This is a genomic window from Zhongshania aliphaticivorans (assembly GCF_902705875.1).
In the GTDB taxonomy this organism is placed as follows: domain Bacteria; phylum Pseudomonadota; class Gammaproteobacteria; order Pseudomonadales; family Spongiibacteraceae; genus Spongiibacter; species Spongiibacter aliphaticivorans_A.
In genome coordinates, this window is sequence record NZ_CACSIK010000001.1 from 1,632,951 (window position 1) to 1,655,921 (window position 22,971).

Sequence of the window (22,971 nt, forward strand, 5' to 3'; positions counted from 1 at the left end):
ACGCTAGTATGAATGACAGGTCGCGAATACTAGGTCACGCTCTATGGTGGCAGCTTACGTGGCCTGTGATTGCGGCTGGTATTGTTGTTTTGTTAAGCGCTTGCAGCTCTCCATCTCAGCGTATTTACAAAATGGCCAGCGGGTATGGGATGGAGCAGCTAACCATACGTGGCAACCCTTTTCAGCATGTTGCGTATCTTAAAATGGCGCAGGTTGAGAGCCAGCGCTTACATGTTTATATTGAAGGTGACGGCAGGCCGTGGCTTTATGGCAGAGAGATTGCTGAGGATCCCACCTCGCTCAAGCCCTTAGCGTTGACGCTGGCCAATCTTGATGCTGAAAATGTGCTTTATCTTGGCCGGCCCTGTTATATGGGCTTTGCTAATAGTGGTGTTTGTGAAAAAAAATATTGGACATCAGCGCGGTATGCCGCAGAGGTTGTCGCTAGTATGTCGACGGCACTTAAGGCTGTGCTTGATGAGCTTGACGTAAAAAGTGTTCATTTAATTGGCTATAGTGGCGGTGGTAGCTTGGCCATGTTAATGGCGACTGAGCCATTTTTGTCTGCAGTTCCATCAATTGAAAAGGTGGTCACTATTGCGGCAAATTTGAATGTTGATGCGTGGACACAACATCATAATTATTTGCCGTTGAATGAGTCACTTGATCCCTCTCTGCAAACATACCCAAACACAGTATCATTTTTACATTATGCTGGTTCAGCGGATAAAAATATCCCAGCAAGTCAGCTTCTAGACTTTGTAGCAGAGCAGGGTGGTAGCCATAAGATTTTAGCTGATGTAGATCACAATTGTTGCTGGGCGCAACGATGGCCAATGTTGTTACCACAAGTATCTATTCCTATATCGGGGCAAGCGCAATGACTGACAATGATAAAACCAAAATTGCTCATAGTGATGTGCAGGAGCAGGATGATACGGAGTTAGACGAATCGTTATTTGATGTTGATGATAGTCTTGCTTGCGGAGATAGTTCTCTCATCATCGATAATATTACCGAGCTGTCTTCCTCGAGTGCTGGTGCAATAGATCTCAATGTGGATGAAGTTGTGGACCTGACGATTTTAGGTGCAGACAACTTGGAACTTGACGAGGGAACCATCGTTGATAGCAAGATCGACAGTGATGACGATTCGGTTATTAACTTTGACGATGATGCCACTGTTGTTACTACAAATAATGATGCTACTGCAATTATCCCCAATACAGAGAGTGCCGTCTCTGCGAGTGGCTCAGGTTTTAAGGTGGGTGATTTACTTAAAGACCGTTTCCGGCTAGAAAAAATGTTAGGTGAAGGGGGGATGGGTGCGGTTTTTCTTGCGGTGGATCAGCGGAAAGTTGAGGCTCGGCATCACGACCCTTATGTTGCAATTAAATTAATCAGCGGTGAATTCTCCCAAGACCCGCTTGCGTATATAGCATTACAGCGAGAAACCGATAAATCTCAGAAATTGGCTCACCCGAATGTGATTACTGTCTACGATTTTGATCGTGATGGTGATGTGTTTTTTATGACCATGGAGGCATTAAAAGGCCGTACTTTAGATTCTGTGATTAAGGAGGATAACCGTAGTCGCGCTCAAGCTATTGAATATATTAAGGCCCTAAGCCTAGGGCTTGCTTATGCGCATCAACGCAATATTGTACATTCAGATGTTAAGCCACCAAATATATTTGTCACTGACGATGGGGTGTTAAAAGTCTTAGATTTTGGCATTGCTCGGGCATTGTCTGCGGGGCTGGGTACGGTGCAAGACGTCGTTGATGAGGTAGTGGGGTTAACACCGGCTTATGCTAGCTGTGACATGTTTGAAGGTGCTAAGCCCGATCCCGCTGATGATGTATATGCCATTGGTATCATTGCCTACCAGCTACTGACTGGCAGCCACCCCTTTGATCGAAAAAAAGCTACCGTTGCCCGTGATGCGGGTATGCAAGCTAAGCGCATTAAAGGTATTCCAGCATATCAATGGAAGGCAATAGCAAAGGCCTTGAGTTTTGAGCGAACAGAGCGCTGGCAAAATGCTGACCAGTTTTACAGGCAGTTTAGCGGTGCCGGTCGCAGGGTTAAACAGCTTGGTATTGCATTATTAGCTGTTGTCATCACGTTTACTGCTTACTTGAGCCTTTATAGCCCGGAAGCTGGCCCAGAAATTCCTTTTGAGGCCTTGTCTGCTGATGTACAGCAAAAACTTGTCAATGATTTGAGGGAGGCCGACCAGGCGCTTCAATTTTCGGATGTTAACGGTGCTTTGTTTTATTTAGATCGCGCTTATGCTTTACACCCAAGAAATTACGATGTTATGGAAAAGCTGAACTTGGTTGTAGAGGATATCGTCGGTACATTCGGAGCCGCAAACACCCCCGAAGGTATTGCCATGGGTATTGCCCAGCTCGATGAGCTTTTGAAATACGATTCTCTGGCACAAAATGCTAAATTGCTTACACTTAAAAATAACTTGCAAGCAAAGCGAGCGCAGTAATACCTAAAAAGGCGGATAAGCCCCTCTTGCCAGTGTATCCGCCTTTTTGTTCTAAGCCTCGATCTCTGTAAATGCGCCTTCAAATAAGGCTGAGCTTAAATAACGCTCCGCCGAATCAGGTAGAATAACCACCAGAGTTTTACCTTCATTTTCTGGGCGTGCGGCAACACGCTCAGCCGCCGCCATAGCCGCACCGCTAGAAATTCCTACTAAAATGCCTTCTTCTTTCATGAGCCTGTGGGCCCATTGCATGGCTTCGCTATCGCTAACCGCCTCGACAAGATCAACCATGGTTAAATCAAGGTTGTCTGGTAAAAAACCAGCACCAATACCCTGAATTTTATGAGGGGCATGACTGGGTTCTGTTCCACTAAGGGCGCTGCGGATAAGGGTTGAGGACTCGGGTTCTACTGCGACAGTGGTAATGGCTTTACCACAGGTGTTTTTAATGTAACGGGATATTCCTGATAAAGTGCCGCCAGTACCCACGCCGCTAATGAGAATGTCGATAGCTCCATCGGTATCTTGCCATATCTCTGGGCCGGTGGTTTGTTCATGAATGGCTGGGTTGGCAGGGTTGCTAAATTGCTGAGGCATAAAGTAGCGCGTTGGGTCGCTGGCAACGACAGACTCAGCTGCTGCAATCGCCCCCTTCATTCCTTTGCTACCATCGCTGAGAATTAGCTTGGCACCTAGTGCAAGGAGCACCTTACGCCGTTCAATGCTCATGGTGTTAGGCATGGTAAGTGTAATGGGGTAACCCCGAGCCGCAGCAACAAAGGCGAGAGCGATTCCAGTGTTGCCACTGGTCGGCTCTACAATTTCCATACCTGGTTTTAAGAGTCCATCTTGCTCTGCTTGCCAGATCATATTTGCGCCAATTCTGCATTTCACGCTATTGGCAGGGTTCCTACTCTCCATTTTGACTAAAATATTATGTTGGCTTATACGGTTTAGTTTAACCAAGGGGGTATTACCAATACTGAGGCTAAGATCGTTAAATGGTGCAGGCATAGAGGGCTCCATAGTTGTTGAATGTGGCGAATAAGCCTTAAAAGTGATAAAAAAGAGGCTAAATTCATGAAGTTTATCCAAGTGACACACTATAGCTGGCCTGATTTGTAATTGCCTTATAATGCTAGCTTGGGTAGTCTGCTGCGCAGTCTTTTTAAACTTCGCCTTGTTTATAGCTAGTGCGACATCTTTACTAGGAAAAAGAAATGAAATTTACCGGCACCGATAACTATGTTTCCACTGACGACCTAAGCATGGCTGTGAATGCGGCAGTGGCTTTAAAACGACCATTACTTATTAAGGGTGAGCCGGGCACAGGAAAAACCTTATTAGCAGAGGAGGTTGCGGCTTCTTTGGGTATGCCGCTGATTCAGTGGCATATTAAATCGACTACCAAGGCGCAGCAGGGCTTGTATGAATATGATGCCGTTTCTCGCTTACGTGATTCTCAGCTAGGAAATGAAAAAGTTAACGATATAAGCAATTATATCCGTCGTGGCAAGCTTTGGGAGGCTTTTGATGCAGATGAGCAAGTGGTGTTGCTCATTGACGAAATAGATAAAGCAGATATTGAGTTCCCTAATGATTTACTCGTTGAATTAGATCGTATGGAATTTTTTGTTTATGAAACGGGCGAGACCGTAAAAGCGAAAAAACGGCCGATCATCATTATCACCAGTAATAATGAAAAAGAGTTGCCAGACGCCTTTTTACGTCGTTGTTTCTTCCATTTTATTACCTTCCCAGATCGTGAAACCATGCAGAAAATTGTTTCTGTTCATTACCCAGACGTTTCCAAGCAGTTGGTTGCAGAGGCAATGGAAGTGTTTTTTGAAATTCGCCAAATTCCGGGTTTAAAGAAAAAACCATCCACATCTGAATTGATTGATTGGCTGAAATTGCTAATGGCAGATGAGATTCCCGATGAAATTCTAAAGAATCGTGATGCGAGTAAAGCAATACCGCCGTTATACGGAGCGCTGCTTAAAAATGAGCAAGATGTTCATTTGTTAGAGCGTCTTGCATTTATGCATCGTCGTGAGAGCCGCGGCTAATATGTTAGTACAATTTTTCTTAGGATTACGTAATGCCGGTATCCCAGTTACCGTTCGTGAGTTACTGGATTTAATTGCGGGATTAGAGTCACGGCTGGCCTTTATTAATGTGGATGAGTTCTACCAGCTTGCGCGTGTGTGCATGGTTAAGGACGAAAAATACTACGATCGATTCGATAAAGCATTTGCGAGTTATTTTTCTGAATTGAGCTCGCTTGACGATGTTATCGAAGCGATGATTCCTGATGACTGGCTACGCAAAGAGTTTTTGAAGCAGTTAAGTGATGAAGATAAGGCCAAAATAGAGTCTCTTGGGGGCTTAGATAAACTCATAGAGGAGTTTAAAAAGCGCCTTGAAGAGCAGAAAGAGCGTCACGCTGGCGGTAATAAATGGATTGGTACCGGCGGCACCTCGCCCTACGGACACAGTGGCTATAATCCAGAAGGAATTCGAATCGGCGGAGAAAGTAAGAACAAGAAAGCCGTGAAAGTCTGGGAGCGCCGTGACTTTAAAAATTTAGACGACAATGTTGAGCTTGGCACCCGAAATATCAAGGTAGCACTTCGACGATTACGTAAGTTTGCTCGTACTGGTGCGGCGGAAGAGCTTGATATTAATGACACGATATCGTCAACAGCAAAAAATGGTGGGATGCTTGATTTAAAAATGGTCCCCGAGCGGCACAATGCGGTCAAGGTGCTATTGTTTTTTGATGTGGGAGGTTCAATGGACCCCCATATCCGTGTTTGTGAAGAATTATTCTCTGCGGCTCGAACTGAGTTTAAGCATATGGAATATTATTATTTTCACAACTATATTTATGAATCGGTCTGGGATAATAACATCCGCCGTCATTCTGAACGTATTCAATTACTTGATATTCTTCATAAATATAGCTCTGATTATAAAGTGATTTTTGTCGGTGATGCTTCAATGTCACCTTACGAGATTGTTCAGCCAGGTGGCAGTGTAGAGCATTGGAATGAAGAGTCTGGTGAGCTATGGATGCGTCGCCTACGGGAAACCTATGAAAAAGTCGCGTGGTTAAATCCCGTCCCGCCGCAGGATTGGAATTGGACGCAGTCGATTAAATTGGTTGAGCAACAGATGGAAGGTCATATGTACCCTATGACTCTTGGTGGTCTGGAGCAGGCAATGGCTTATTTGGCAAAATAAGCCATTGCCATTGGTTTAGCGGCCCAAGAAAGCTATAAGAGCGGCCGTAATGGCGACATTTAGGGACTCAACGCCGTTGTGCATTGGTATTTTCAACATGGTGTCGCAATTCGCCGTTATCGCTTTACTTACACCGTCTGTTTCATTGCCCAAGATGTATATTTGGCTTTGATTTGAATCATTGTCAAATATCGACTGTTTTGCGTGAGAAGATAGGCCGTAAAGCGCTGCGCCGTCAGCCTGCATTCTCAATAACTCCTGAGCTAGATTTTCACAATAGAATAAAGGGGCGCGAAAAAGTGTTCCAGCGCTAGCTTTGATCACCAGGGCGTTTAAAGGCGCACCGCCTTTTCGGGGCAAGATGATACCGTCAATACCGCTTGCCGCAACAGTTCGAATAATCATGCCCATATTTTGCGGATTAGTAATTCTATCTAATGCTATATAGCGTCGTTTGTTATTGCTTAGTTCAGTTTTCGTTATCGTAGAGGTGGGCTGGTAGGCGCTGAGTTGTAAGTCTGCGGCGATGCCTTGGTCTTGTTTACCGTTTTTTGAAATGCGTGATAGGGCTTTGCGATCATGTATTTCAATGTCGATTTGACGTTGTTCGGCGAGTGTTTTTATTTCGCGAATAATCCCGTCTTCTCTGTTACTACTTGCAAGATGTAATTTATAAATAAGTATGGCGGGGTCTTGCAGTGCTTCTAGGACCGGTTTGCGACCATATATTGTTAATAGCTGGTCAAAAAAAGCTTTGCGTTGCTGGTATTGAGAGTCGCTCATTGAGGTTTTTTTGCCTTTTCGAGATAGCGTTATAGCTTATATGCCCTTTGTGTGAAAACAAGCGTGTTTAAGGGCGTGTTGCGATGGTGAGAAGTGAGATTACATTATTAGCTGGGTTTGTTTATACATGTAAGCCTGCGTTTGGCCATTGTACTTAATAATAGTGTCCTAAGTGGCAGTTTTCGTCGGTCGAATTTTTTATCCTGTGATGGGTATATCAAATAAAAGCTACTCCTTAATGTGTTTTTTGTTTGGTCTTACATAAGTCTCGCATCTTTTTGGTGCTCTTGCTTTATATTTGGGCATGATTATTGCTTATTTATTGTGCGTTTTATTTTCAGGGTTCACCATGTCACTGCTGTGATGGTAAAGAGCTTCATAATAAATAACGTTCTAATTAGATAAAATTGTTATAAATCAGAGTATTGAGGGGATTTGTTGTCCTCTTCGTATATTAGGTTTGCTTCATTTTATTTTTTAAGTGCCTTTAAGTGGGGCGTAATTGAATGCGCTTAGTTACTTTGTGGTGCACATATGATTTGTTTGGAGATGTTTTTTGATGAAAACCGTTAAATTATGGCGGCCGGTTCACGGTATATCAGTTTTAATGTTATTGCTTGCCCCGCAATGGGGATTTTCGGCTGAGATTGATGGCGCGAATACAGCGTGGGTATTGACATCAACAGCCTTGGTTTTATTTATGACTTTACCGGGCCTAGCATTGTTTTATGGTGGCTTGGTGCGTAGTAAAAACGTACTTAGCGTCTTGATGCAGTGTTTTAGTATTACGTGTTTGGCATCTCTGCTGTGGGTCGCGCTGGGCTATACCATGGCATTTTCCGAGGGAACTGCTTTTGTTGGTGGGTTGAGTAAAGCCTTTTTAGCAGGGGTAACGGAGTCGAGTGTCAGCGGTGACATTCCAGAAACAATATTTATTATGTTTCAGATGACCTTTGCGATTATTACGCCAGCACTTATTGTTGGTGGATTTGCTGAGCGTATACGATTTTCTGCCGTTATGGTGTTTTCAGCACTGTGGCTATTGGCTGTTTACGCGCCGGTTACCCATTGGGTCTGGGGTGGTGGATGGTTGGCAGAGATGGGCTTGCTGGACTTTGCCGGTGGCACGGTAGTGCATATTACAGCCGGTGTAGCTGCGTTGGTGGCGGCCTTGGTATTAGGCAAACGGCAGGGTTTTGGTCAAATGGCGTTGCCGCCACATAACTTAACCATGACGTTTATTGGTGCGGGTATGCTTTGGGTGGGATGGTTCGGTTTTAATGCCGGAAGTGCGCTTGCAGCTAATGGCGACGCTGGCATGGCAATGTTGGTGACTCACCTCTCTGCGGCGGTTGGCTGTTTAACGTGGTCGTTTATTGAGTGGGTGCGCTATGGTAAACCAAGTGCTTTGGGTGCGGTAACTGGTATGGTCGCTGGCTTGGGGACGATCACGCCGGCATCGGGTTATGTTGGCCCTGCAGGTGCAATGGTAATCGGTTTAAGTGCCGGTGTAGTGTGTTTTTACTGTACTTTGTGGATTAAGCAGGTCTTTAAAATTGATGACTCATTAGATGTTTTTCCCGTCCACGGTGTCGGTGGTATATTGGGGACTTTTATGGCGGGTATTTTTGCCAGCAGTGAACTAGGCATTTTTAGCGGCCAAGGGCTTGCCGAAGGCGTGACAATTGCTTCCCAGCTTAAGGTGCAACTCATTGGCATTGGGGCAACGTTTGCGTACACAGCCGTAGTCAGTTGGGTTCTATTTATGGTGATAGATAAATTTATAGGCTTGCGGGTTTCATCAGATGAAGAAGCGCAGGGCTTGGATATTACTTGTCACAACGAAGTAGGCTACGATTTATAGTAATCTGCCGTTAAGCCCTCGTACTCCGTGTGCTGAGGGCTTTGTTAAATCGTTACGTGTTGTTGGCATCAATAATATTGGTCTGCTCTCATATACAAGATGATTTGGATTGTGACGACTATGTCTTTGTACCTGATGGAGATTGGATGAAGGAGTTTAGGCTTTACGGCACATCTGCTTGCCATTTATGTGAGTTGGCAGAGGCTATATTAGCCCAGCTACTTGTGGAGCAAACTCATTGGCAAATAGAGCTTATCGACATTGCCGATGACGACGCCACTCTTGAAAAATATGCGGATACAATCCCTCTTTTGAAGCGTTTTGATGGCAACGTCTTGTGCTGGCCTTTTGATACCTCTAGCGTCATGCAATTTGCTGAGGAAACCTAAATGGCGCTGACCGTTACTTCATTATGGCGCTATCCCGTAAAATCTATGGTTGGTGAGTCTCTTGCTCGTCTTGAGGTGAATAAGTGGGGACCGAATTTAGATCGGCGATGGATGCTTGTAGACACTCGTCATCGTTTTGTGAGCCAACGGCAGCTTCCGATGATGAGCAGGTTGTCGGCATTGCTAACTGAGCGTGGGGTGAGAATACAATTAGTGAGCGACCCTGGGCATGGTATAGATGTAGCTCAACCTACTGATGGCCAGTGTTATGACGTGTCAGTGTGGTCTGATACCTGCTCCGCAATAGATGCAGGTGATGCTCCGGCAGCTTGGCTGAGCGATGTACTAGGGCAATCAGTTCGACTATGTTTTATGCCTGATGATTATCTTCGTCAAGTCGATACAGCATTTGCTCCTATTGGTGCACAAGTTAGTTTTGCAGATGGCTTCCCGTTTTTATTATGCTCTACAGCGTCTTTGGCTGCCTTGTCTAAATCGCTGGGGCGAACCCTTGAGATGGAGCGCTTTAGACCAAATATTGTGGTAACTGGTAGTGAGGCTTTTGCTGAAGATGCTTGGCGACGCTTAAGGATCGGTGACGTTGAATTCGACCTTGTAAAACCCTGTGCGCGGTGCGCGATACCTACGATTAATTTAGATAATGGTGTGCGAGAGCCCGATGTATTTAGAATGCTGCGGCGTGAGCGAACACGAGATGGGCAGGTGTTTTTTGGCCAAAATTTACTTCATCGTGGTGACGGAAGCATTACTCTTGGCCAAGAGGTGGAAATTTTAAAATAACAATTTACTAACTAAGGCAGGCGCCTATACACCTGCCTTTTTCGGTATTAATTTTTTTGTGCAGTGGCTGCGTTGGCCGGCCCAATTATGCGTTCATGACTTGCAAGTAGGGGGCGGTCCAGCTTTAGTTTGTCGGCGTAGATAACACTGAAAGCCAGAACGTTTTTGATGTACTCACGGGTTTCGCCGTAGGGTAAATTCTCTATCCAAATGTCAGCAGGCAGATCACCTTTTTGACGAAGTAAGACGCGTTCGACTCTTGTTGGACCAGCATTGTAGGCAGCTGTTGCAAGTATTCGGTTTCCGCCAAACTGTTCTTGCAGTTGACCCAGATAGAAACCGCCCATAGCAATATTTTTCTCTGGGGTTACCAAGTCAGCAGTGCGGGGCTTAGCTATTCCCATTTGTCTTGCCACGGTGCGGGCAGTGCCTGGCATCAGTTGCATTATGCCGCGAGCACCCACAGATGAGTTGGCGCTTGGTGAGAACGCACTTTCCTGGCGAGCAATGGCGTAAATCCATTTAAGTTCGATGTTTTCACGCTTTGCTATTTCGCTAAACGTGTTTTTGTAGGGTGTTGGAAAGCGCAGGGTGAGATCGTCCCACTCGCCGGCTCGAATAGCCGTCATAATGGATTGATGTGACCAGCCCCAATTTAAAGCAAGTTGTGCGGCGGCAACTTTCTCTGTTGTGTTCAAGCTGCGCATGCCGTAATTCCATTCAAGGGTGGCGGTAAAGTGCTCACCCAGTAAATACAGCTCACGGGCGCGAATGATCGCGCTATGCTGTTTGATTTCCTCAAGAAGGCTGGCGTCGACAGTTCGAGTTGATGCCAGCTGATAATCTTCGTTAAGAATGTCGGCAGCCAAAAAACTATAGTAGCCTCGCTCAGCGGCAAGCTGTTGTAATACCAATTGGGTGCTTACGCTCAATTCACCATTAAGCTCAATGTCGGCACGTGCCCACCAGTATCGCCAATCCGCTTTTTCGCGTTTTTCAGGGGGAAGGAACGGAATTGTTTTTTGAACGGCGATCCAGTCACGATCCTTTAAAGCCAGCCTAATGCGCCACTCAGTGAGATAGGGGTCTTCGTGGTTTGGATCGGTGGCTGTAATCCAGTCGCGGGTGTAGTCGGCATCACTCGCGATGGTTTGCCTTGCCATACTATCGCGAAGCGCATAATTTTGTGCTGCAGTGAAATGGAGGTTGTGCTCAAGCTGGTGCCATAGGGTGTTAGTTTTTTCAAAATCACCACGAGCTAGGCGCTTTAATGTATGTACTGCGACTTCTTGACTAAGCCCAGAAGGGGGTAAGTTTGAGCCAATCTGATGGAGGCGTGCGGGCTTGCGCAGCAGCTCTATGTATTGATCTGACCCTGTGACTTTACCCAGTAAATAGCGCGCCATATCAGTTTGGCCTTTTTTGAGGGCCAGTTCAGCGCGAATGATATATTGATTTTCTTTTTGCGTTTGGGTCAGTCTAGCCATCCACTGGCTAATAGGAGGGTCACATTCTTTGGGCAGTGAATAGGGCGTTTGCCATGTTTTGGCAATAACCGCGTCGGCTTCAGCGTGGTCGCCGATTTGACGTAAGGCGTAAGCATAAAGGCAGCTACCGGTTTTTGAAGAATTCTTTTTATAGTAGTGAACATAGCGGGGCCAGTCGCGGCTGCGTCGTAATTTATTTAACCAAGAGATGCGAAGGCGCTGGCCTACGATGGTATCGCCATATTGTTGTAGATAAACGTCAATGGTCTGTGGCGATACATTGTTAATTTGAGCCTTGATTAATTCGAGCTCTAAATAAGGGAGTAAAGGGTAGTTATTTAGCTTTGGGATGAGCTTTTCTGCATTGGCAAGTCGGCCACGGCTGATTTCCGTAATGGCTTCACGGTATAATAGGCGGCTTTCATCAAGACTAAGATCGGCATGTGCTTGCGATATTAGTGTAGATAGAGCGATAAAAAATGTAATGAGGCGTTTCATATCCCTGCAGCCCTGTAGAACATCGTGAATTTCCTTAAGTAAATAACCGAACGAACCAACTCTTTAGATTAGTCAGCATAATGCTGCTTACACACTGGATCAAATATATGCCTTTGTTACGCGCGACACAATTACAGCACAGTATTGGACAACAGATTGTGCTGGATAACGCAGAATTGCAATTAGAGGCTGGGGATCGTGTCTGTTTATTGGGCCGAAATGGCTGCGGCAAGTCAACATTGCTACGAATTGTTGATGGCAATACAACCGTGGATTCAGGTGATATATGGCGTCAACCTGGGGTGAAAGTCGCGAGAATGGAGCAAACCTTAGACTTTGCCTCTCCAGAAGAAACAATTTACGACGTAGTTGCCGATGGTTTGGCCGGTTTGGGTAAGACCCTGCGCCGTTATCATGAATTAATTAGCTCAGATATGGGTGATAAAGAGTTAAATGAGCTCGAAAAATTACAACGTGAGATTGAAGTTAACGATGGATGGTTATTCCAACAGCGTATAGAAAATATTTTATCTCGGCTTGAGTTGGACGCAGATGCAACAGTTGCCAGCTTATCTGGCGGCTGGCGTCGCCGTGTCGCCTTGGCGCGGGCTCTGGTGTGTGAGCCAGATATTTTATTACTAGATGAGCCCACTAACCATTTGGATTTGGATGGTATTTTGTGGCTAGAACAGTGTGTTATGTCTTTTCAAGGTTGCGTGTTATTTGTTACCCACGATAGGGCGTTAATTGAAAAATTAGCTACGCGAATCATAGAGTTGGATAGAGGAATACTGACAAACTACGATACAAATTACGTTCGATACCTTGAATTAAAAGAGCATGCTTTAGAGGTCGAAGCTGAACAAAACGCCCTTTTTGATAAGCGTTTGGCACAAGAAGAAGTGTGGATTCGACAAGGCATAAAGGCGCGAAGAACCCGTAACGAAGGCCGAGTAAGGGCGCTAGAAAAAATGCGCAGTGAGCGTTCTCAACGACGCGTAATTACCGGCTCGGCTAGCCTCAGTGTTAATCAGGGTGATAAAACAGGCAAGGTCGTTGCAGAGCTTACCGAGGTGAGCTTCGAAGTGCCGGGTAAGTTATTGGTCGATAAGCTTTCCTTATTAATTTGTCGTGGCGATAAATTAGCATTAATTGGTCCAAATGGTGCGGGTAAAACCACATTACTTCGACTCATTCTCGGTGAGCTGGCCCCACAGGCAGGAACGGTAAAGGCGGGTACGAAATTACAGGTGGCGTATTTCGATCAGTTACGTGACCGCTTAGATGAAGATAAACGAGTTGTCGACATTGTTGGTCAAGGTCGTGACTCGGTCACGATTAATGGTAAAGACCGGCATATCATGAGTTATCTTGGCGATTTTTTATTCACGCCAGAACGTGCCCGCAGCCACTTTGGGGTGTTATCCGGTGGTGAGCGTGCTCGTGTTCAGCTTGCATGTTTATTCAGTCAGCCTGCTAATGTATTGGTAATGGATGAACCTACAAATGACCTAGATATGGAAACCCTGGAGTTGCTAGAGAGTCTGCTGGTTGAATTTACTGGTACCGTGTTACTGGTCAGTCATGATCGTTCTTTTGTAGATAGTGTTGCTAGCAGTTGCTTGTTATTTGAGGGTAATGGCCAGATTAGCGAACACGTAGGTGGCTATACCGAGGTATCTAATTATATGGCGCGCACTGCTGCTCAGCAAAAAAGCGCGACGGCAAGTAAAGCTGCTGCACCGGTAACATCAACCATAGAGGCGAAGCCAGCTCTTAAGGGAAAAAAGTTAAGTTACAAGGACCAGCGAGAGCTCGATGGCTTGCCTGCAAAAATTGAAAAGCTAGAGGCTGAAATTGCGGAGTTAGGGGAGCTTGCTGGCGCTCCTGAATTTTATCAGCAAGATGCTGAGAAAGTGACTAAACATCTTGATCAACTAGCAAATGTCCAGCGTGAGCTGGACGAATGTATGGACCGCTGGCTTGAGCTAGCAGAATAAAGATTATTCTTCTTGTCCGACCCTAACTGCTAATACATCGCAGCTTGCTCCATGTAAAACAGCGTTGGCAGTTGAGCCTAGCAATAAGGCTAAGCCTTTGCGGCCGTGGCTGCCCACAATAATGAGGTCTGCAGCGATGCTTTCGCTTAGCTCGTGGACCTGAGAGTCTGGTCGCCCGCTGAGTAAGTGATAATGCTCTGCAGGTATATTGGCGCGGGCTGCATACTGTTGCAGTGCCTCTTCAGCTTGGGTTTGTAGCTGTTCTTGCACGCTGGAGAAATCCATAGGAATGTCGCCGCCATAAGCGAGGTTTAAGGGCTCCACTACGTGCACTAAATGAAGCTCGGCGTTGTCACTCGCTGCCATAGCAATTGCGCGAGTTAGGACCGCATCAGCCTCGTCAGATAGATCAATTGCCGTAAGAATACGCTTGTAATTTGCCATCTCATTCACCTTTTGTAGTCGCAATTTACCCTGCTATTAAGGTATAAAGCCTGCCATCTGTCCAGTCAACTCGTTGGAGTGATTAAATGGGGTGGTTAATAGCTGTAGTTGTCATTGGGTTTATGTTGGCCCCAGTGATGTGGATATTACCTTCACGACGGCAAACTCAGCAGGCGCAAATACGTACCCATGCGCGCTCACTGGGATTGTCCGTAAAAGTGGTGGCAATGCCAAAAACACGAAGGGCAAAAGTTCGGCGTGAAGAAGATGTGTTTGGGGTGTGTTATAGCCGTTTTTTACCTAATTCAAAGTCAATAGGTAGTTGGAAGTATTGGTTGATTGACGTGGCAGAAGATGAGGATGAGGATGATACCTTGTCGCTTGATGCTGATCTGTTACAAACCATCAAAAAATATCAGCATTTGCTACCTCGCGACGCAAGCATGCTTGAATTAACACCGCTTGGCCTCAATATTTATTGGCGAGAGGTGAATGCTAGCGCTGATGTAGTAACAAACATTAGCGAATGCTTTGACGCCATAATTAGTGATACTGGTCTTGAAAATGGAGTAAAGCGTAGTGAGTAGTCAAGCGGGGAGCAAAAACTTGGCGCCAGGTGTGTATCGCCATTACAAAGGTGGGGAGTATCAGGTCTACGACGTTGCTACTCACAGTGAAACAGAAGAATTAGTTGTAGTTTATAGACCGCTCTATGGCGAAGCAGCTTTATGGGTTAGGCCGTTTGAAATGTTCGTGGAACTCATTGAATTTAAAGGAAAAACTTTACCTAGGTTTGAGTTTGTTAGACCAGCTAATGACGCAGGGTTATAAGCCGTTAACAAGGGTAGGGGTTTCATTTCGCCCTTGACCCTAGCTGAATGAACACTTATATATGTCGCCTCTCGCCGTTAAGGCGTCACACGTTTACATAAATTTTTGAAGGATAATATGGGCAAATCTTTAGTTATTGTGGAATCGCCGGCAAAAGCGAAGACCATTAACAAATACCTGGGTAACGATTACATCGTGAAATCCAGTATTGGCCATATCCGCGATTTACCTACTAGTGGTAGCAGTAAAGCGACGCCTGTAGATGCCAAGCAGCGAGCTAAAGCTGCCGCTCTCACGCGAAAAATGTCCCCTGAAGAAAAAGCTATCCACAAAAAGAATAAGGCGCGCGAGCAACTGGTTGGTCGTATGGGTGTGGACCCAGACAATGATTGGAAGGCTCATTATGAAATATTGCCCGGCAAGGAAAAAGTGGTTAATGAGTTAAAGAAGCTTGCTGAAAATGCTGACACAATCTACCTCGCGACGGATTTGGACCGCGAGGGAGAGGCCATTGCATGGCATTTACGTGAATCTATTGGCGGCGATGATAGCCGATATAAACGTGTCGTATTTAATGAGATAACCAAAAAGGCAATACAGTCGGCTTTTGAAAGCCCTACAGAATTAGATATTGATAGGGTTAATGCCCAGCAGGCCCGACGCTTTTTAGATCGGATTGTTGGCTATATGGTCTCTCCGCTGTTGTGGGCAAAAATAGCGCGGGGCTTATCTGCTGGGCGTGTGCAATCAGTTGCAGTGCGCTTGATCGTAGATCGAGAAAAAGAAATAAGAGCGTTTATACCGGATGAGTACTGGCAGATTCATACTGACAATACCGCCAAGTCAGGCAAGTTGCGCCTAGAGCTTAAAAAACAAGCCGGTGTGGCATTTCGGCCAGACAATGAAAAAGATGCCATGGCGGCAGCCTCTGCTTTAGAACAGGGGCAGTTCAAAGTCAGTGCTAGAGAAGACAAGCCCACTAAGAGCCACCCTAGTGCGCCTTACATTACCTCGACACTCCAGCAGGCGGCGAGCACTAGGCTAGGCTTTGGGGTCAAGAAAACGATGATGATGGCTCAGCGGCTTTATGAGGCCGGCTACATCACCTATATGCGTACAGATTCTACAAATTTAAGTGCTGATGCTGTCGCTGCTTGTCGGGATTATATTTCTGGCAATTTCTCAAACAAGTATTTGCCCGATTCTCCTCGCTCTTATTCAAGTAAAGAAGGGGCTCAAGAGGCACATGAGGCGATTCGACCCTCTGATGTCAACGTTGAGCCAACGCAATTGGCAGGGATGGAGCGTGACGCTGAGCGACTATACACCTTAATTTGGCGGCAATTTGTGGCTTGCCAAATGGTGTCAGCGGACTTTACCAGCACCTCGATTACCGTTACCTCCGGAGAATTTGAGCTTAGAACCCGAGGCCGAGTTGTACGATTTGATGGCTTTATGAAAGTGCAGCCACCTGTAGCCGCTAAAAAAGAAGAGGATCAAGAATTACCCGATGTAAAAGTCGGTGAAGTTTTAGCATTGGTGAAAGTGGACCCGACTCAACATTTTACCAAGCCTTCACCGCGTTATTCCGAGGCCGCTCTAGTTAAAGAATTGGAAAAACGAGGTATAGGTCGCCCCTCTACCTACGCCTCAATCATCTCCACCATTCAGGATCGTGGCTACGTAAAAGTCGAAAACAGACGTTTCTATGCAGAAAAAATGGGCGATATTGTCACTGATCGCCTGGTAGAAAGTTTTAGTAATCTTTTGGATTATAGTTTTACCGCTAGAATGGAAGAATTGTTGGATGCGGTAGCTGCCGGGGATAAAAACTGGAAGTTGCTGCTAAACGAATTTTATGTCGATTTTCGCAAAACCTTAGAAACTGCCGAAGCCGCTGATGCCGGTATGCGCCAAAACACACCCACGGGGACGGACATTAAGTGCCCAAATTGTGGTCGTGATATGCAGATTCGCACGGCGAGTACAGGGGTGTTTTTGGGCTGCTCGGGCTATGCTTTGCCGCCAAAGGAGCGTTGCAAGAAAACCATTAACCTCGTTTCTGGCGATGACTTTGTGAGTATTGATAGTGATGACGACGAGGCGGAATCTAAACTGCTGCGCGCTAAGAAGCGCTGTCAGTTATGCAATACCGCAATGGATAGTTATGTCATTGATGAATCAAGAAAATTGCACATTTGCGGGAATAACCCGGACTGTTCGGGTCACGAAATAGAAGAGGGTAGCTTTAAGGTTAAAGGCTACGAAGGACCGCTAATTGAGTGCGACAAATGTGGCTCGGATATGCAGCTCAAAACTGGCCGCTTCGGAAAGTATTTTGGCTGTACCAATGAGGAATGTAAAAATACACGCAAGTTACTGCGTAGTGGCGAAGCAGCGCCGCCAAAAATGGACCCTGTACCCATGCCGGAATTGGCCTGCTTAAAAGTAGATGATCACTATATTTTACGTGATGGTGCATCTGGTTTGTTTCTAGCTGCCAGTGCCTTCCCTCGCAATCGGGAAACTCGTGCGCCATTGGTTAAAGAGATTTTGCCTCATCGCGACGAGATTGATGAAAAGTATGCATTTTTATTCGACGCACCGGTGAGCGACAAAGAAGGCCGCGATACGGTAATTCGATACAGTCGTAAAACTAAAGAGCAATATGTACAAACAGAGGTTGATGGTAAACCATCTGGTTGGTCTGCGTTCTTTGAGGGTGGTAAATGGGTCGTAAGGGAAAAAGCGGCTAAAAAAGCCAAACCTAAGGCGAAAGCATCCAAGTAATTAGGCTGGCATGAGTCGTGAGGCAGGCGCAATGAAAGATAGCTTTCGAGGGCAATCTAATTTACATATTTATTTTGCCGAGCAATATTTGTCGCAATTAAATGCCGAAACCTTTGATGAGTGGGGTGGGCATTTTCACCGCGCAACCACGGAGTCATTAATTTGGCAGCTGCTATTAGCCTATCAATGTCATTTGGCTGATATTCTGAAGCAGCAACCAAAGTTTGGCTTGAGCATACCAGGTGGTTTCTTTACTGCTCGTTCTATAGTTTCGGATGATTTGCCTCCTGAAATTATTGAGCTTGCCGATCGAGAGGTATATTCGGGTTGGCTAAAGTCTTTGGTTGAGTACCCTTTCTTGCAATCAGGTAGAGCTCCAGCGGGTGGTGTTATCGCGAGTGATGCGGCAGCTCAGGGGCATATTGAGTTAGATCTGCAAGAAAGCCTAGAAGAATTAAAATCGTTGATTGCGCGTCATAGAGCGACTTTGATGGAATATTGATGTGGTTGGCGTCTCGATGGGCGTGTTTGCTACAATAGGCCATCAGGGGTGCTGTGTTGGCACTCGCTAGATCAAGGATATATAAGTGTTGTCATATTTAGAACTCGTCGAACTCGCTAACGGTGATATTGTTTTACAGCGATCAGAAGGTGATGAAAACCCGCTGGTGACGATTAAATTCTCTAAAGAAACCCGCGAGCACATCACGGGTTCCGTTTTGGATGTTGCGCGTGCAATGGTTCAAGCCGGTATTGAAGCGGCCGCAGTGTCTGCAGGAGAGGAAAATTATGTGGACGATGATGACTTCGATGACCAAGAACCTGAGGTCAAAACTGTCCATTAATTGATAAGGCCTGTTTTACGAGTGCATATATATGACAAGGCACTCGGCTGAACCAGCCAATGCAGCCGCCTTTAAAGCCTCTCTCTCATCGTCCCGTAAAGGCTTTTCTATCAAAATAGCAACGGTATGGCTTTTTCCACGCTCTAGTGCTCTTATCGCTATTTCGCATAGATCACGATTACTATTTGAAACTACTTGCAGAATTTTTCGATTATGTTGATGCACATCGGCATTAAGTAACGGTTTTAGTGGTCGATCAGCAACCCAGCAAAGCCAGCGCTGATCGGAGTTACCACTAAGTTCAATCATCATGGCTGCCAGCATTGGTCGTGACAAGTGAGCATCGCTACGCATTGTGATTTCGGTAACTTGTCCGTCGCCATTTTCTGTGACGGGATTATAATGTAAAGGCATTTGTTCGATACATGTCATTGTATTTAGCTCCCGCGTCTTAAAACGCCAACACTTAACCCTTCAATAGCAAAGTCTTGCTCTCTTAAATCGACTTCGATAGGGGCGTATTCTGGGTTTTCGGCAATGAGTGAAATTTGAAACTTACTTTTGTTTTGCTGAAAGCGTTTAACCGTTACTTCATCATCAATGCGGGCAACGACAATCTGGCCATTGCGGACATCACTGGTGCGATGAACGGCAAGTAAATCATCATCAAATATGCCAACATTAATCATACTGTCGCCTTTAACCCTAAGGAAATAGTCGGCGCTGGGTGAAAAAATGGATCCCGGCATATCGCAATAATCTTCTATATTGGCTTCAGCAAGTATTGGGTTGCCTGCAGCAACTCGACCAATAATAGGGAGTCCCAGGTTTTCTGGGAGTCTGATGCCTCGTGACGCACCGGCAATGATTTCTATTGCGCCCTTACGAGCAAGGGCTTTGAGGTGCTCTTCTGCTGCATTGGGAGATTTGAAGCCAAGCTGCCGTGCAATATCAGCTCTTGTTGGCGGATAGCCTGTTTCACCGATGTGGTCTTTGATTAATTGGAGGACTTCACTTTGCCTAGCGGTCAGCTTTTCCATAATTTCAGCATCTGGTTACTTATACAGTAGCTGTTATTATATACAGTATTATTTGGATGGCAATAGCTGTCTTATTAATTGGTTTGAACTTGCCTATATACAAAAAAAACCTGCCAAGGCAGGTTGGAGGGGAGGTCGAGCAACGGGGGGCTATCGTTTACAAAGATAACGTTTGGATTGTCAGTATTCGTCGGTGATGCCGTTGACGATATCTGATTCGATTTCTGATAGTGGATTCCAGCTTTCAGGAACCATGGTGTCATCTAGAAAGCGATAATCGTCATCACTCAATTCAAATGCATTTCGCCAATCCTCTGGCTCTTCTACCATGTCTAGGTTTAACTGTGCCCAGCTATCCATATCGTATTGACACAGTTCTCCGTCGATTAGCTGTACTTCTACTGAGTCGCCGTCGTCGTCGATTGCAACAACTTCAAATAACTGACTTGATTCGATGTCTTTATACCAATAACCAACTTGGGGTCTAATTGTGGCCATGATGTTCGCCTCCGTTGATTTACCGTTCCAAATTAACATCTAACAATTTACTGTCCAGTACGTATTTTTCACGGCTGCGTAACGGCGAGCTGGGGTTTTGTTGCAGTCTTTAATACAATTGGCTTTATATTCAGCCGCATAGATGCATTTTTTGATCTAGTTTTGCGGTTTTTTTATTTTTTTTTATGGTTCATTTATCTAAGCGCGGCTCGTTTAGAAATGAAATTGTCTAGCAGAACCTAGAGGATGCCCCAATGTTGGAGCAGTGGTGGATGAATTTTCAACCAGAGGAATACCCCTGGTTGGGCGATGTTTTTGTGTTGGTTTTAATCCTATTGAGCTTGAATTTGGTTTTGGGCAGATTGATATCTCACCTTGCTAAGAAATTTGAGGCAACTCATAACCTTTGGGATGACGCATTGTTGGAAGCTGCTAGGCGACCTGCACTGTTAATGATTTGGGCAGTGGGCGGTAGTCACATATTAGAGATCATAGGTCGATCGACAGAAGCAGAAGTTTTTTCAACACTGGATTCACTACGCGCAGTGGGTGTGGTGTTGATTCTTGCTTGGTTTTTGGTGTCTTTGGTCCGGCAGGTTGAATTGCGCTTGTTGTCGGATACTTACAGTAAGCAGGATGAGCCTATTGACCAGACCACAGTAATGGCTCTGGGTAAATTGGTACGGTCTGCCATTATTATTGTATCTGCCTTAATGGTCCTTCAAAACTTGGGATACAGTATTTCAGGTGTCTTGGCTTTTGGTGGTATTGGGGGGATAGCGGTTGGTTTTGCGGCGAAAGATTTGTTGGCTAACTTTTTTGGCGGTTTGATGGTGTATTTGGATCGTCCCTTTTCAGTGGGGGATTGGATTCGTTCTCCGGATAAAAATATTGAGGGTACGGTAGAAAATATTGGTTGGCGCCAAACCCGTATTAGAACCTTCGACCAACGTCCACTGTATGTTCCCAATGCAACGTTTTCACAAATTTCTGTGGAAAACCCATCACGGATGCTAAACCGTCGAATCTACGAGACGATTGGGGTGCGCTATGAGGATGCGTCGGTCGTTCCTGAAATCATTACACAGGTCCGAGCCATGCTAGAGGATCATTCAGATATAGATTTAGGTAAAACCCTGATCGTTAATTTTAATAAGTACAATGCGTCCTCATTGGACTTTTTTGTGTATACATTTACCAAAACCACAAACTGGGTTGAATACCATAAAATCAAGCAGGATGTGTTGCTAAGGATTCTTGAAATTATTCATGGCCTTGGGGCTGATGTGGCGTTCCCAACGTCCACCATCAAACTCGACCCTATCTCAATTGAATCGGCGTCAGAACGTCAGCGGAGCAGTAACTAAATGACAAAAACGATTGCCGTAATCGGCGGTACTGGGCTGTGTGATTGGCCGGGTGCTGAAGTATTGGATGAAACTGCTATAGAAACAGAATATGGCGCCCCAAGTTCATTATTACAGCGTATCCGCTACGAGGGTGCCGAGTTTCTTTTTTTAGCACGTCATGGCAAGGGGCATCAAATTCCGCCACATGCTATTAATTATAGAGCGAATGTGGCGGCCCTAAAAAAGGCTGGGGTTGATGCCTTGGTTGCTGTTAATGCAGTGGGGGGGATAAGTGAGCGATTTGTCACTGGGGTGATTGCGATTCCCAACCAAATTAATGATTATACTTGGGGGCGAGAGCATACATTTTTTGATGGTAGTAATGGCAAGGTGGAGCACATCGATTTTAGTTACCCCTATAGCCAGGATTTAAGGTCTCGCCTCGCAAATGCGGCGGTTGATGCTGATATTGCATTTGAAGACTATGGCGTTTATGCCGTAACACAGGGGCCGCGTTTAGAAACGGCGGCAGAGATTAGCCGTTTAGCCCGTGATGGAAACGATATTGTTGGGATGACGGCGATGCCTGAGGCAAGTCTAGCCCGAGAAGTAGGCATTGAATATGCGTCGGTAGCGCTTGTCGTTAACCCAGGTGCGGGCTTAAGCGACAACATTATTACCATGGAAGATATTCAGACTGTCATCGATACCGGCATGCTGCAAGTTAAATCTATTCTCGCGCATTGTATCGCGGCTTATTGAGCCGCGTTTACAGAACCTGGCTCACTCTCTACAGGTTTTGTTTTTATCTTGGTCACTTTGATAATGAGCCCAAAGCGAGGGTGATCAATAAAGTGTAATTCGTCACTTCGCATCCGGCGCTGCTGCTTCATTACGACTATTTGTTCAATGGGGTAGTCATTATTTTGTGCTTGCACCGGAGTTTGACTCAATGTTTGAGTGCGGCTTGGGTTTTGCTCAAGAAATTTGGCGTACTCTGGGCTAGATTCAAAGTCCTCATCAATAAATGGGGACTCTTCTTCTGGCTCGTCAAATCGCAGGGGTTGGCGCGGTAGATAGTAATTGCCTGCCTGGCTACCGAAACTACTTAGCCATAAATTGGTGTCCACATGAAGGTAGCGTTCTACGGCAACACGGAGATATCCCTCTAATTCGTAATGATTACCGTATTGTCGGCCGCCTTGAATAAGGATGGCGGGTGCATTTTTTCGTGATTTTAAATCTTGTTGCCAACTGGCTTGGATAAGCGGTTTGTAGCGGGACGACAGGCGCAATGATTTAAGCGTCTTTTCAAACTCTGGGTCCATATAGTCAACTTTTTGTAAGGAATTGCCACTGTTGTCTATGCGAACCCAGTTACGAGGGTAGCGGAGGTGAAGGTTGTCTGGCCAGTCTTCCTCGTACCGATTTGAGGGATCGTTGTTGGCAAATACGACAAGATCAATATGGAAGCGACTGTCGTTTTGGCTAAAGGCCATGTTGCTGGCCGATAGCAATATGAATAGGGCGACCACAACATAGGGCTGTTGGAGGTTTGGTCGTCGCTTAAGCGTTTTCATATCAAAAAGTCCCATTGTGTCTC

General features: G+C 45.6%; 23 protein-coding genes. 15 read left to right on the forward strand and 8 right to left on the reverse strand.

What is annotated here, in order from left to right:
- Positions 1 to 8: 8 nt before the first annotated feature.
- Positions 9 to 884: an alpha/beta fold hydrolase gene (locus AELLOGFF_RS07430; RefSeq protein WP_159287836.1), complete on the forward strand. Its 876-nt coding sequence runs from the start codon at positions 9 to 11 to the stop codon at positions 882 to 884.
- Positions 881 to 2,503, forward strand: a complete 1,623-nt coding sequence (locus AELLOGFF_RS07435; RefSeq protein ID WP_159268147.1) for a serine/threonine-protein kinase — start codon at positions 881 to 883, stop codon at positions 2,501 to 2,503. Before AELLOGFF_RS07430 ends, AELLOGFF_RS07435 begins: the two co-directional genes overlap by 4 nt.
- Before the next feature lie 51 nt (positions 2,504 to 2,554).
- On the opposite strand, the gene cysK is transcribed toward AELLOGFF_RS07435, so the two are convergent.
- The gene (cysK, locus tag AELLOGFF_RS07440; protein WP_159268149.1) at positions 2,555 to 3,517 is read right to left on the reverse strand and encodes a cysteine synthase A; all 963 of its coding nucleotides are present in this window, start codon (positions 3,515 to 3,517) and stop codon (positions 2,555 to 2,557) included.
- Between the two features lie 206 nt (positions 3,518 to 3,723).
- Here cysK and AELLOGFF_RS07445 point away from each other — a divergent pair, with 206 nt between their 5' ends.
- On the forward strand, positions 3,724 to 4,572 hold the full coding sequence (locus AELLOGFF_RS07445) for an AAA family ATPase (protein ID WP_159268151.1): 849 nt from the start codon (positions 3,724 to 3,726) through the stop codon (positions 4,570 to 4,572).
- 1 nt (position 4,573) lies between these two features.
- Positions 4,574 to 5,749: a vWA domain-containing protein gene (locus tag AELLOGFF_RS07450; RefSeq protein ID WP_159268153.1), complete on the forward strand. Its 1,176-nt coding sequence runs from the start codon at positions 4,574 to 4,576 to the stop codon at positions 5,747 to 5,749.
- Between the two features lie 15 nt (positions 5,750 to 5,764).
- On the opposite strand, the gene rlmB is transcribed toward AELLOGFF_RS07450, so the two are convergent.
- Positions 5,765 to 6,532 (reverse strand): 23S rRNA (guanosine(2251)-2'-O)-methyltransferase RlmB, encoded by a 768-nt coding sequence (gene rlmB, locus AELLOGFF_RS07455; protein WP_159268155.1) that lies wholly within the window; start codon positions 6,530 to 6,532, stop codon positions 5,765 to 5,767.
- A gap of 559 nt (positions 6,533 to 7,091) precedes the next feature.
- Here rlmB and AELLOGFF_RS07460 point away from each other — a divergent pair.
- The 3 genes from AELLOGFF_RS07460 (at position 7,092) to AELLOGFF_RS07470 (ending at position 9,586) form a co-directional block, all read left to right on the forward strand.
- Positions 7,092 to 8,396, forward strand: coding sequence for an ammonium transporter (locus AELLOGFF_RS07460; RefSeq protein WP_159268157.1), 1,305 nt, complete (start codon positions 7,092 to 7,094; stop codon positions 8,394 to 8,396).
- 146 nt (positions 8,397 to 8,542) lie between these two features.
- The gene (locus tag AELLOGFF_RS07465) at positions 8,543 to 8,785 is read left to right on the forward strand and encodes a glutaredoxin family protein (RefSeq protein ID WP_159268159.1); all 243 of its coding nucleotides are present in this window, start codon (positions 8,543 to 8,545) and stop codon (positions 8,783 to 8,785) included.
- Positions 8,786 to 9,586, forward strand: a complete 801-nt coding sequence (locus tag AELLOGFF_RS07470; RefSeq protein WP_159268161.1) for an MOSC domain-containing protein — start codon at positions 8,786 to 8,788, stop codon at positions 9,584 to 9,586. It begins immediately after the preceding gene.
- A gap of 47 nt (positions 9,587 to 9,633) precedes the next feature.
- On the opposite strand, the gene AELLOGFF_RS07475 is transcribed toward AELLOGFF_RS07470, so the two are convergent.
- The gene (locus tag AELLOGFF_RS07475) at positions 9,634 to 11,571 is read right to left on the reverse strand and encodes a transglycosylase SLT domain-containing protein (RefSeq protein ID WP_159268163.1); all 1,938 of its coding nucleotides are present in this window, start codon (positions 11,569 to 11,571) and stop codon (positions 9,634 to 9,636) included.
- Positions 11,572 to 11,678: 107 nt separating this feature from the next.
- On the opposite strand from AELLOGFF_RS07475, the gene AELLOGFF_RS07480 reads away from it, so the two are divergent.
- On the forward strand, positions 11,679 to 13,571 hold the full coding sequence (locus tag AELLOGFF_RS07480; protein ID WP_159268165.1) for an ATP-binding cassette domain-containing protein: 1,893 nt from the start codon (positions 11,679 to 11,681) through the stop codon (positions 13,569 to 13,571).
- A 3-nt stretch (positions 13,572 to 13,574) separates the two neighbouring features.
- Here the strand turns inward: AELLOGFF_RS07480 and AELLOGFF_RS07485 are convergent, their stop codons facing one another.
- Positions 13,575 to 14,015, reverse strand: a complete 441-nt coding sequence (locus AELLOGFF_RS07485) for a universal stress protein (RefSeq protein ID WP_159268167.1) — start codon at positions 14,013 to 14,015, stop codon at positions 13,575 to 13,577.
- Positions 14,016 to 14,101: 86 nt separating this feature from the next.
- On the opposite strand from AELLOGFF_RS07485, the gene AELLOGFF_RS07490 reads away from it, so the two are divergent.
- The 5 genes from AELLOGFF_RS07490 (at position 14,102) to AELLOGFF_RS07510 (ending at position 18,481) form a co-directional block, all read left to right on the forward strand.
- Positions 14,102 to 14,602, forward strand: a complete 501-nt coding sequence (locus AELLOGFF_RS07490) for a hypothetical protein (protein ID WP_159268169.1) — start codon at positions 14,102 to 14,104, stop codon at positions 14,600 to 14,602.
- Positions 14,595 to 14,846, forward strand: a complete 252-nt coding sequence (locus AELLOGFF_RS07495; protein ID WP_159268171.1) for a DUF1653 domain-containing protein — start codon at positions 14,595 to 14,597, stop codon at positions 14,844 to 14,846. The genes AELLOGFF_RS07490 and AELLOGFF_RS07495 overlap by 8 nt, the downstream gene beginning before the upstream one ends.
- 117 nt (positions 14,847 to 14,963) lie before the next feature.
- Positions 14,964 to 17,636, forward strand: coding sequence for a type I DNA topoisomerase (gene topA, locus AELLOGFF_RS07500; RefSeq protein ID WP_159268173.1), 2,673 nt, complete (start codon positions 14,964 to 14,966; stop codon positions 17,634 to 17,636).
- Between the two features lie 31 nt (positions 17,637 to 17,667).
- Entirely contained in the window at positions 17,668 to 18,138 is a 471-nt protein-coding gene (locus tag AELLOGFF_RS07505; RefSeq protein ID WP_159268174.1) for a hypothetical protein, read from the forward strand.
- 85 nt (positions 18,139 to 18,223) lie between these two features.
- On the forward strand, positions 18,224 to 18,481 hold the full coding sequence (locus tag AELLOGFF_RS07510; RefSeq protein WP_200842620.1) for a hypothetical protein: 258 nt from the start codon (positions 18,224 to 18,226) through the stop codon (positions 18,479 to 18,481).
- Positions 18,482 to 18,496: 15 nt separating this feature from the next.
- Here AELLOGFF_RS07510 and AELLOGFF_RS07515 read toward each other — a convergent pair whose 3' ends face one another.
- The 3 genes from AELLOGFF_RS07515 to AELLOGFF_RS07525 all read right to left on the reverse strand — a co-directional run bounded on the left by AELLOGFF_RS07515 (position 18,497) and on the right by AELLOGFF_RS07525 (position 20,019).
- A complete protein-coding gene (locus AELLOGFF_RS07515) occupies positions 18,497 to 18,913 on the reverse strand; it encodes a hypothetical protein (protein ID WP_159268175.1) in 417 nt (138 codons plus the stop codon).
- 5 nt (positions 18,914 to 18,918) lie between these two features.
- Positions 18,919 to 19,521 carry a transcriptional repressor LexA gene (lexA, locus tag AELLOGFF_RS07520; RefSeq protein WP_159268176.1) on the reverse strand — a complete coding sequence of 201 codons (603 nt, stop codon included), beginning with the start codon at positions 19,519 to 19,521 and terminating at the stop codon, positions 18,919 to 18,921.
- Positions 19,522 to 19,701: 180 nt separating this feature from the next.
- A complete protein-coding gene (locus AELLOGFF_RS07525) occupies positions 19,702 to 20,019 on the reverse strand; it encodes a DUF6763 family protein (protein ID WP_235035743.1) in 318 nt (105 codons plus the stop codon).
- 254 nt (positions 20,020 to 20,273) lie between these two features.
- Here AELLOGFF_RS07525 and AELLOGFF_RS07530 point away from each other — a divergent pair, with 254 nt between their 5' ends.
- Both AELLOGFF_RS07530 and AELLOGFF_RS07535 read left to right on the forward strand, forming a co-directional pair.
- Entirely contained in the window at positions 20,274 to 21,386 is a 1,113-nt protein-coding gene (locus AELLOGFF_RS07530; RefSeq protein ID WP_159268177.1) for a mechanosensitive ion channel family protein, read from the forward strand.
- Complete coding sequence (locus AELLOGFF_RS07535) at positions 21,387 to 22,130, forward strand: S-methyl-5'-thioinosine phosphorylase (protein WP_159268178.1); 744 nt, start codon at positions 21,387 to 21,389, stop codon at positions 22,128 to 22,130.
- On the opposite strand, the gene AELLOGFF_RS07540 is transcribed toward AELLOGFF_RS07535, so the two are convergent.
- A complete protein-coding gene (locus AELLOGFF_RS07540) occupies positions 22,124 to 22,948 on the reverse strand; it encodes a CsiV family protein (protein ID WP_159268179.1) in 825 nt (274 codons plus the stop codon). The two genes, AELLOGFF_RS07535 and AELLOGFF_RS07540, sit on opposite strands and share 7 nt — an antisense overlap.
- Positions 22,949 to 22,971: the final 23 nt, after the last annotated feature.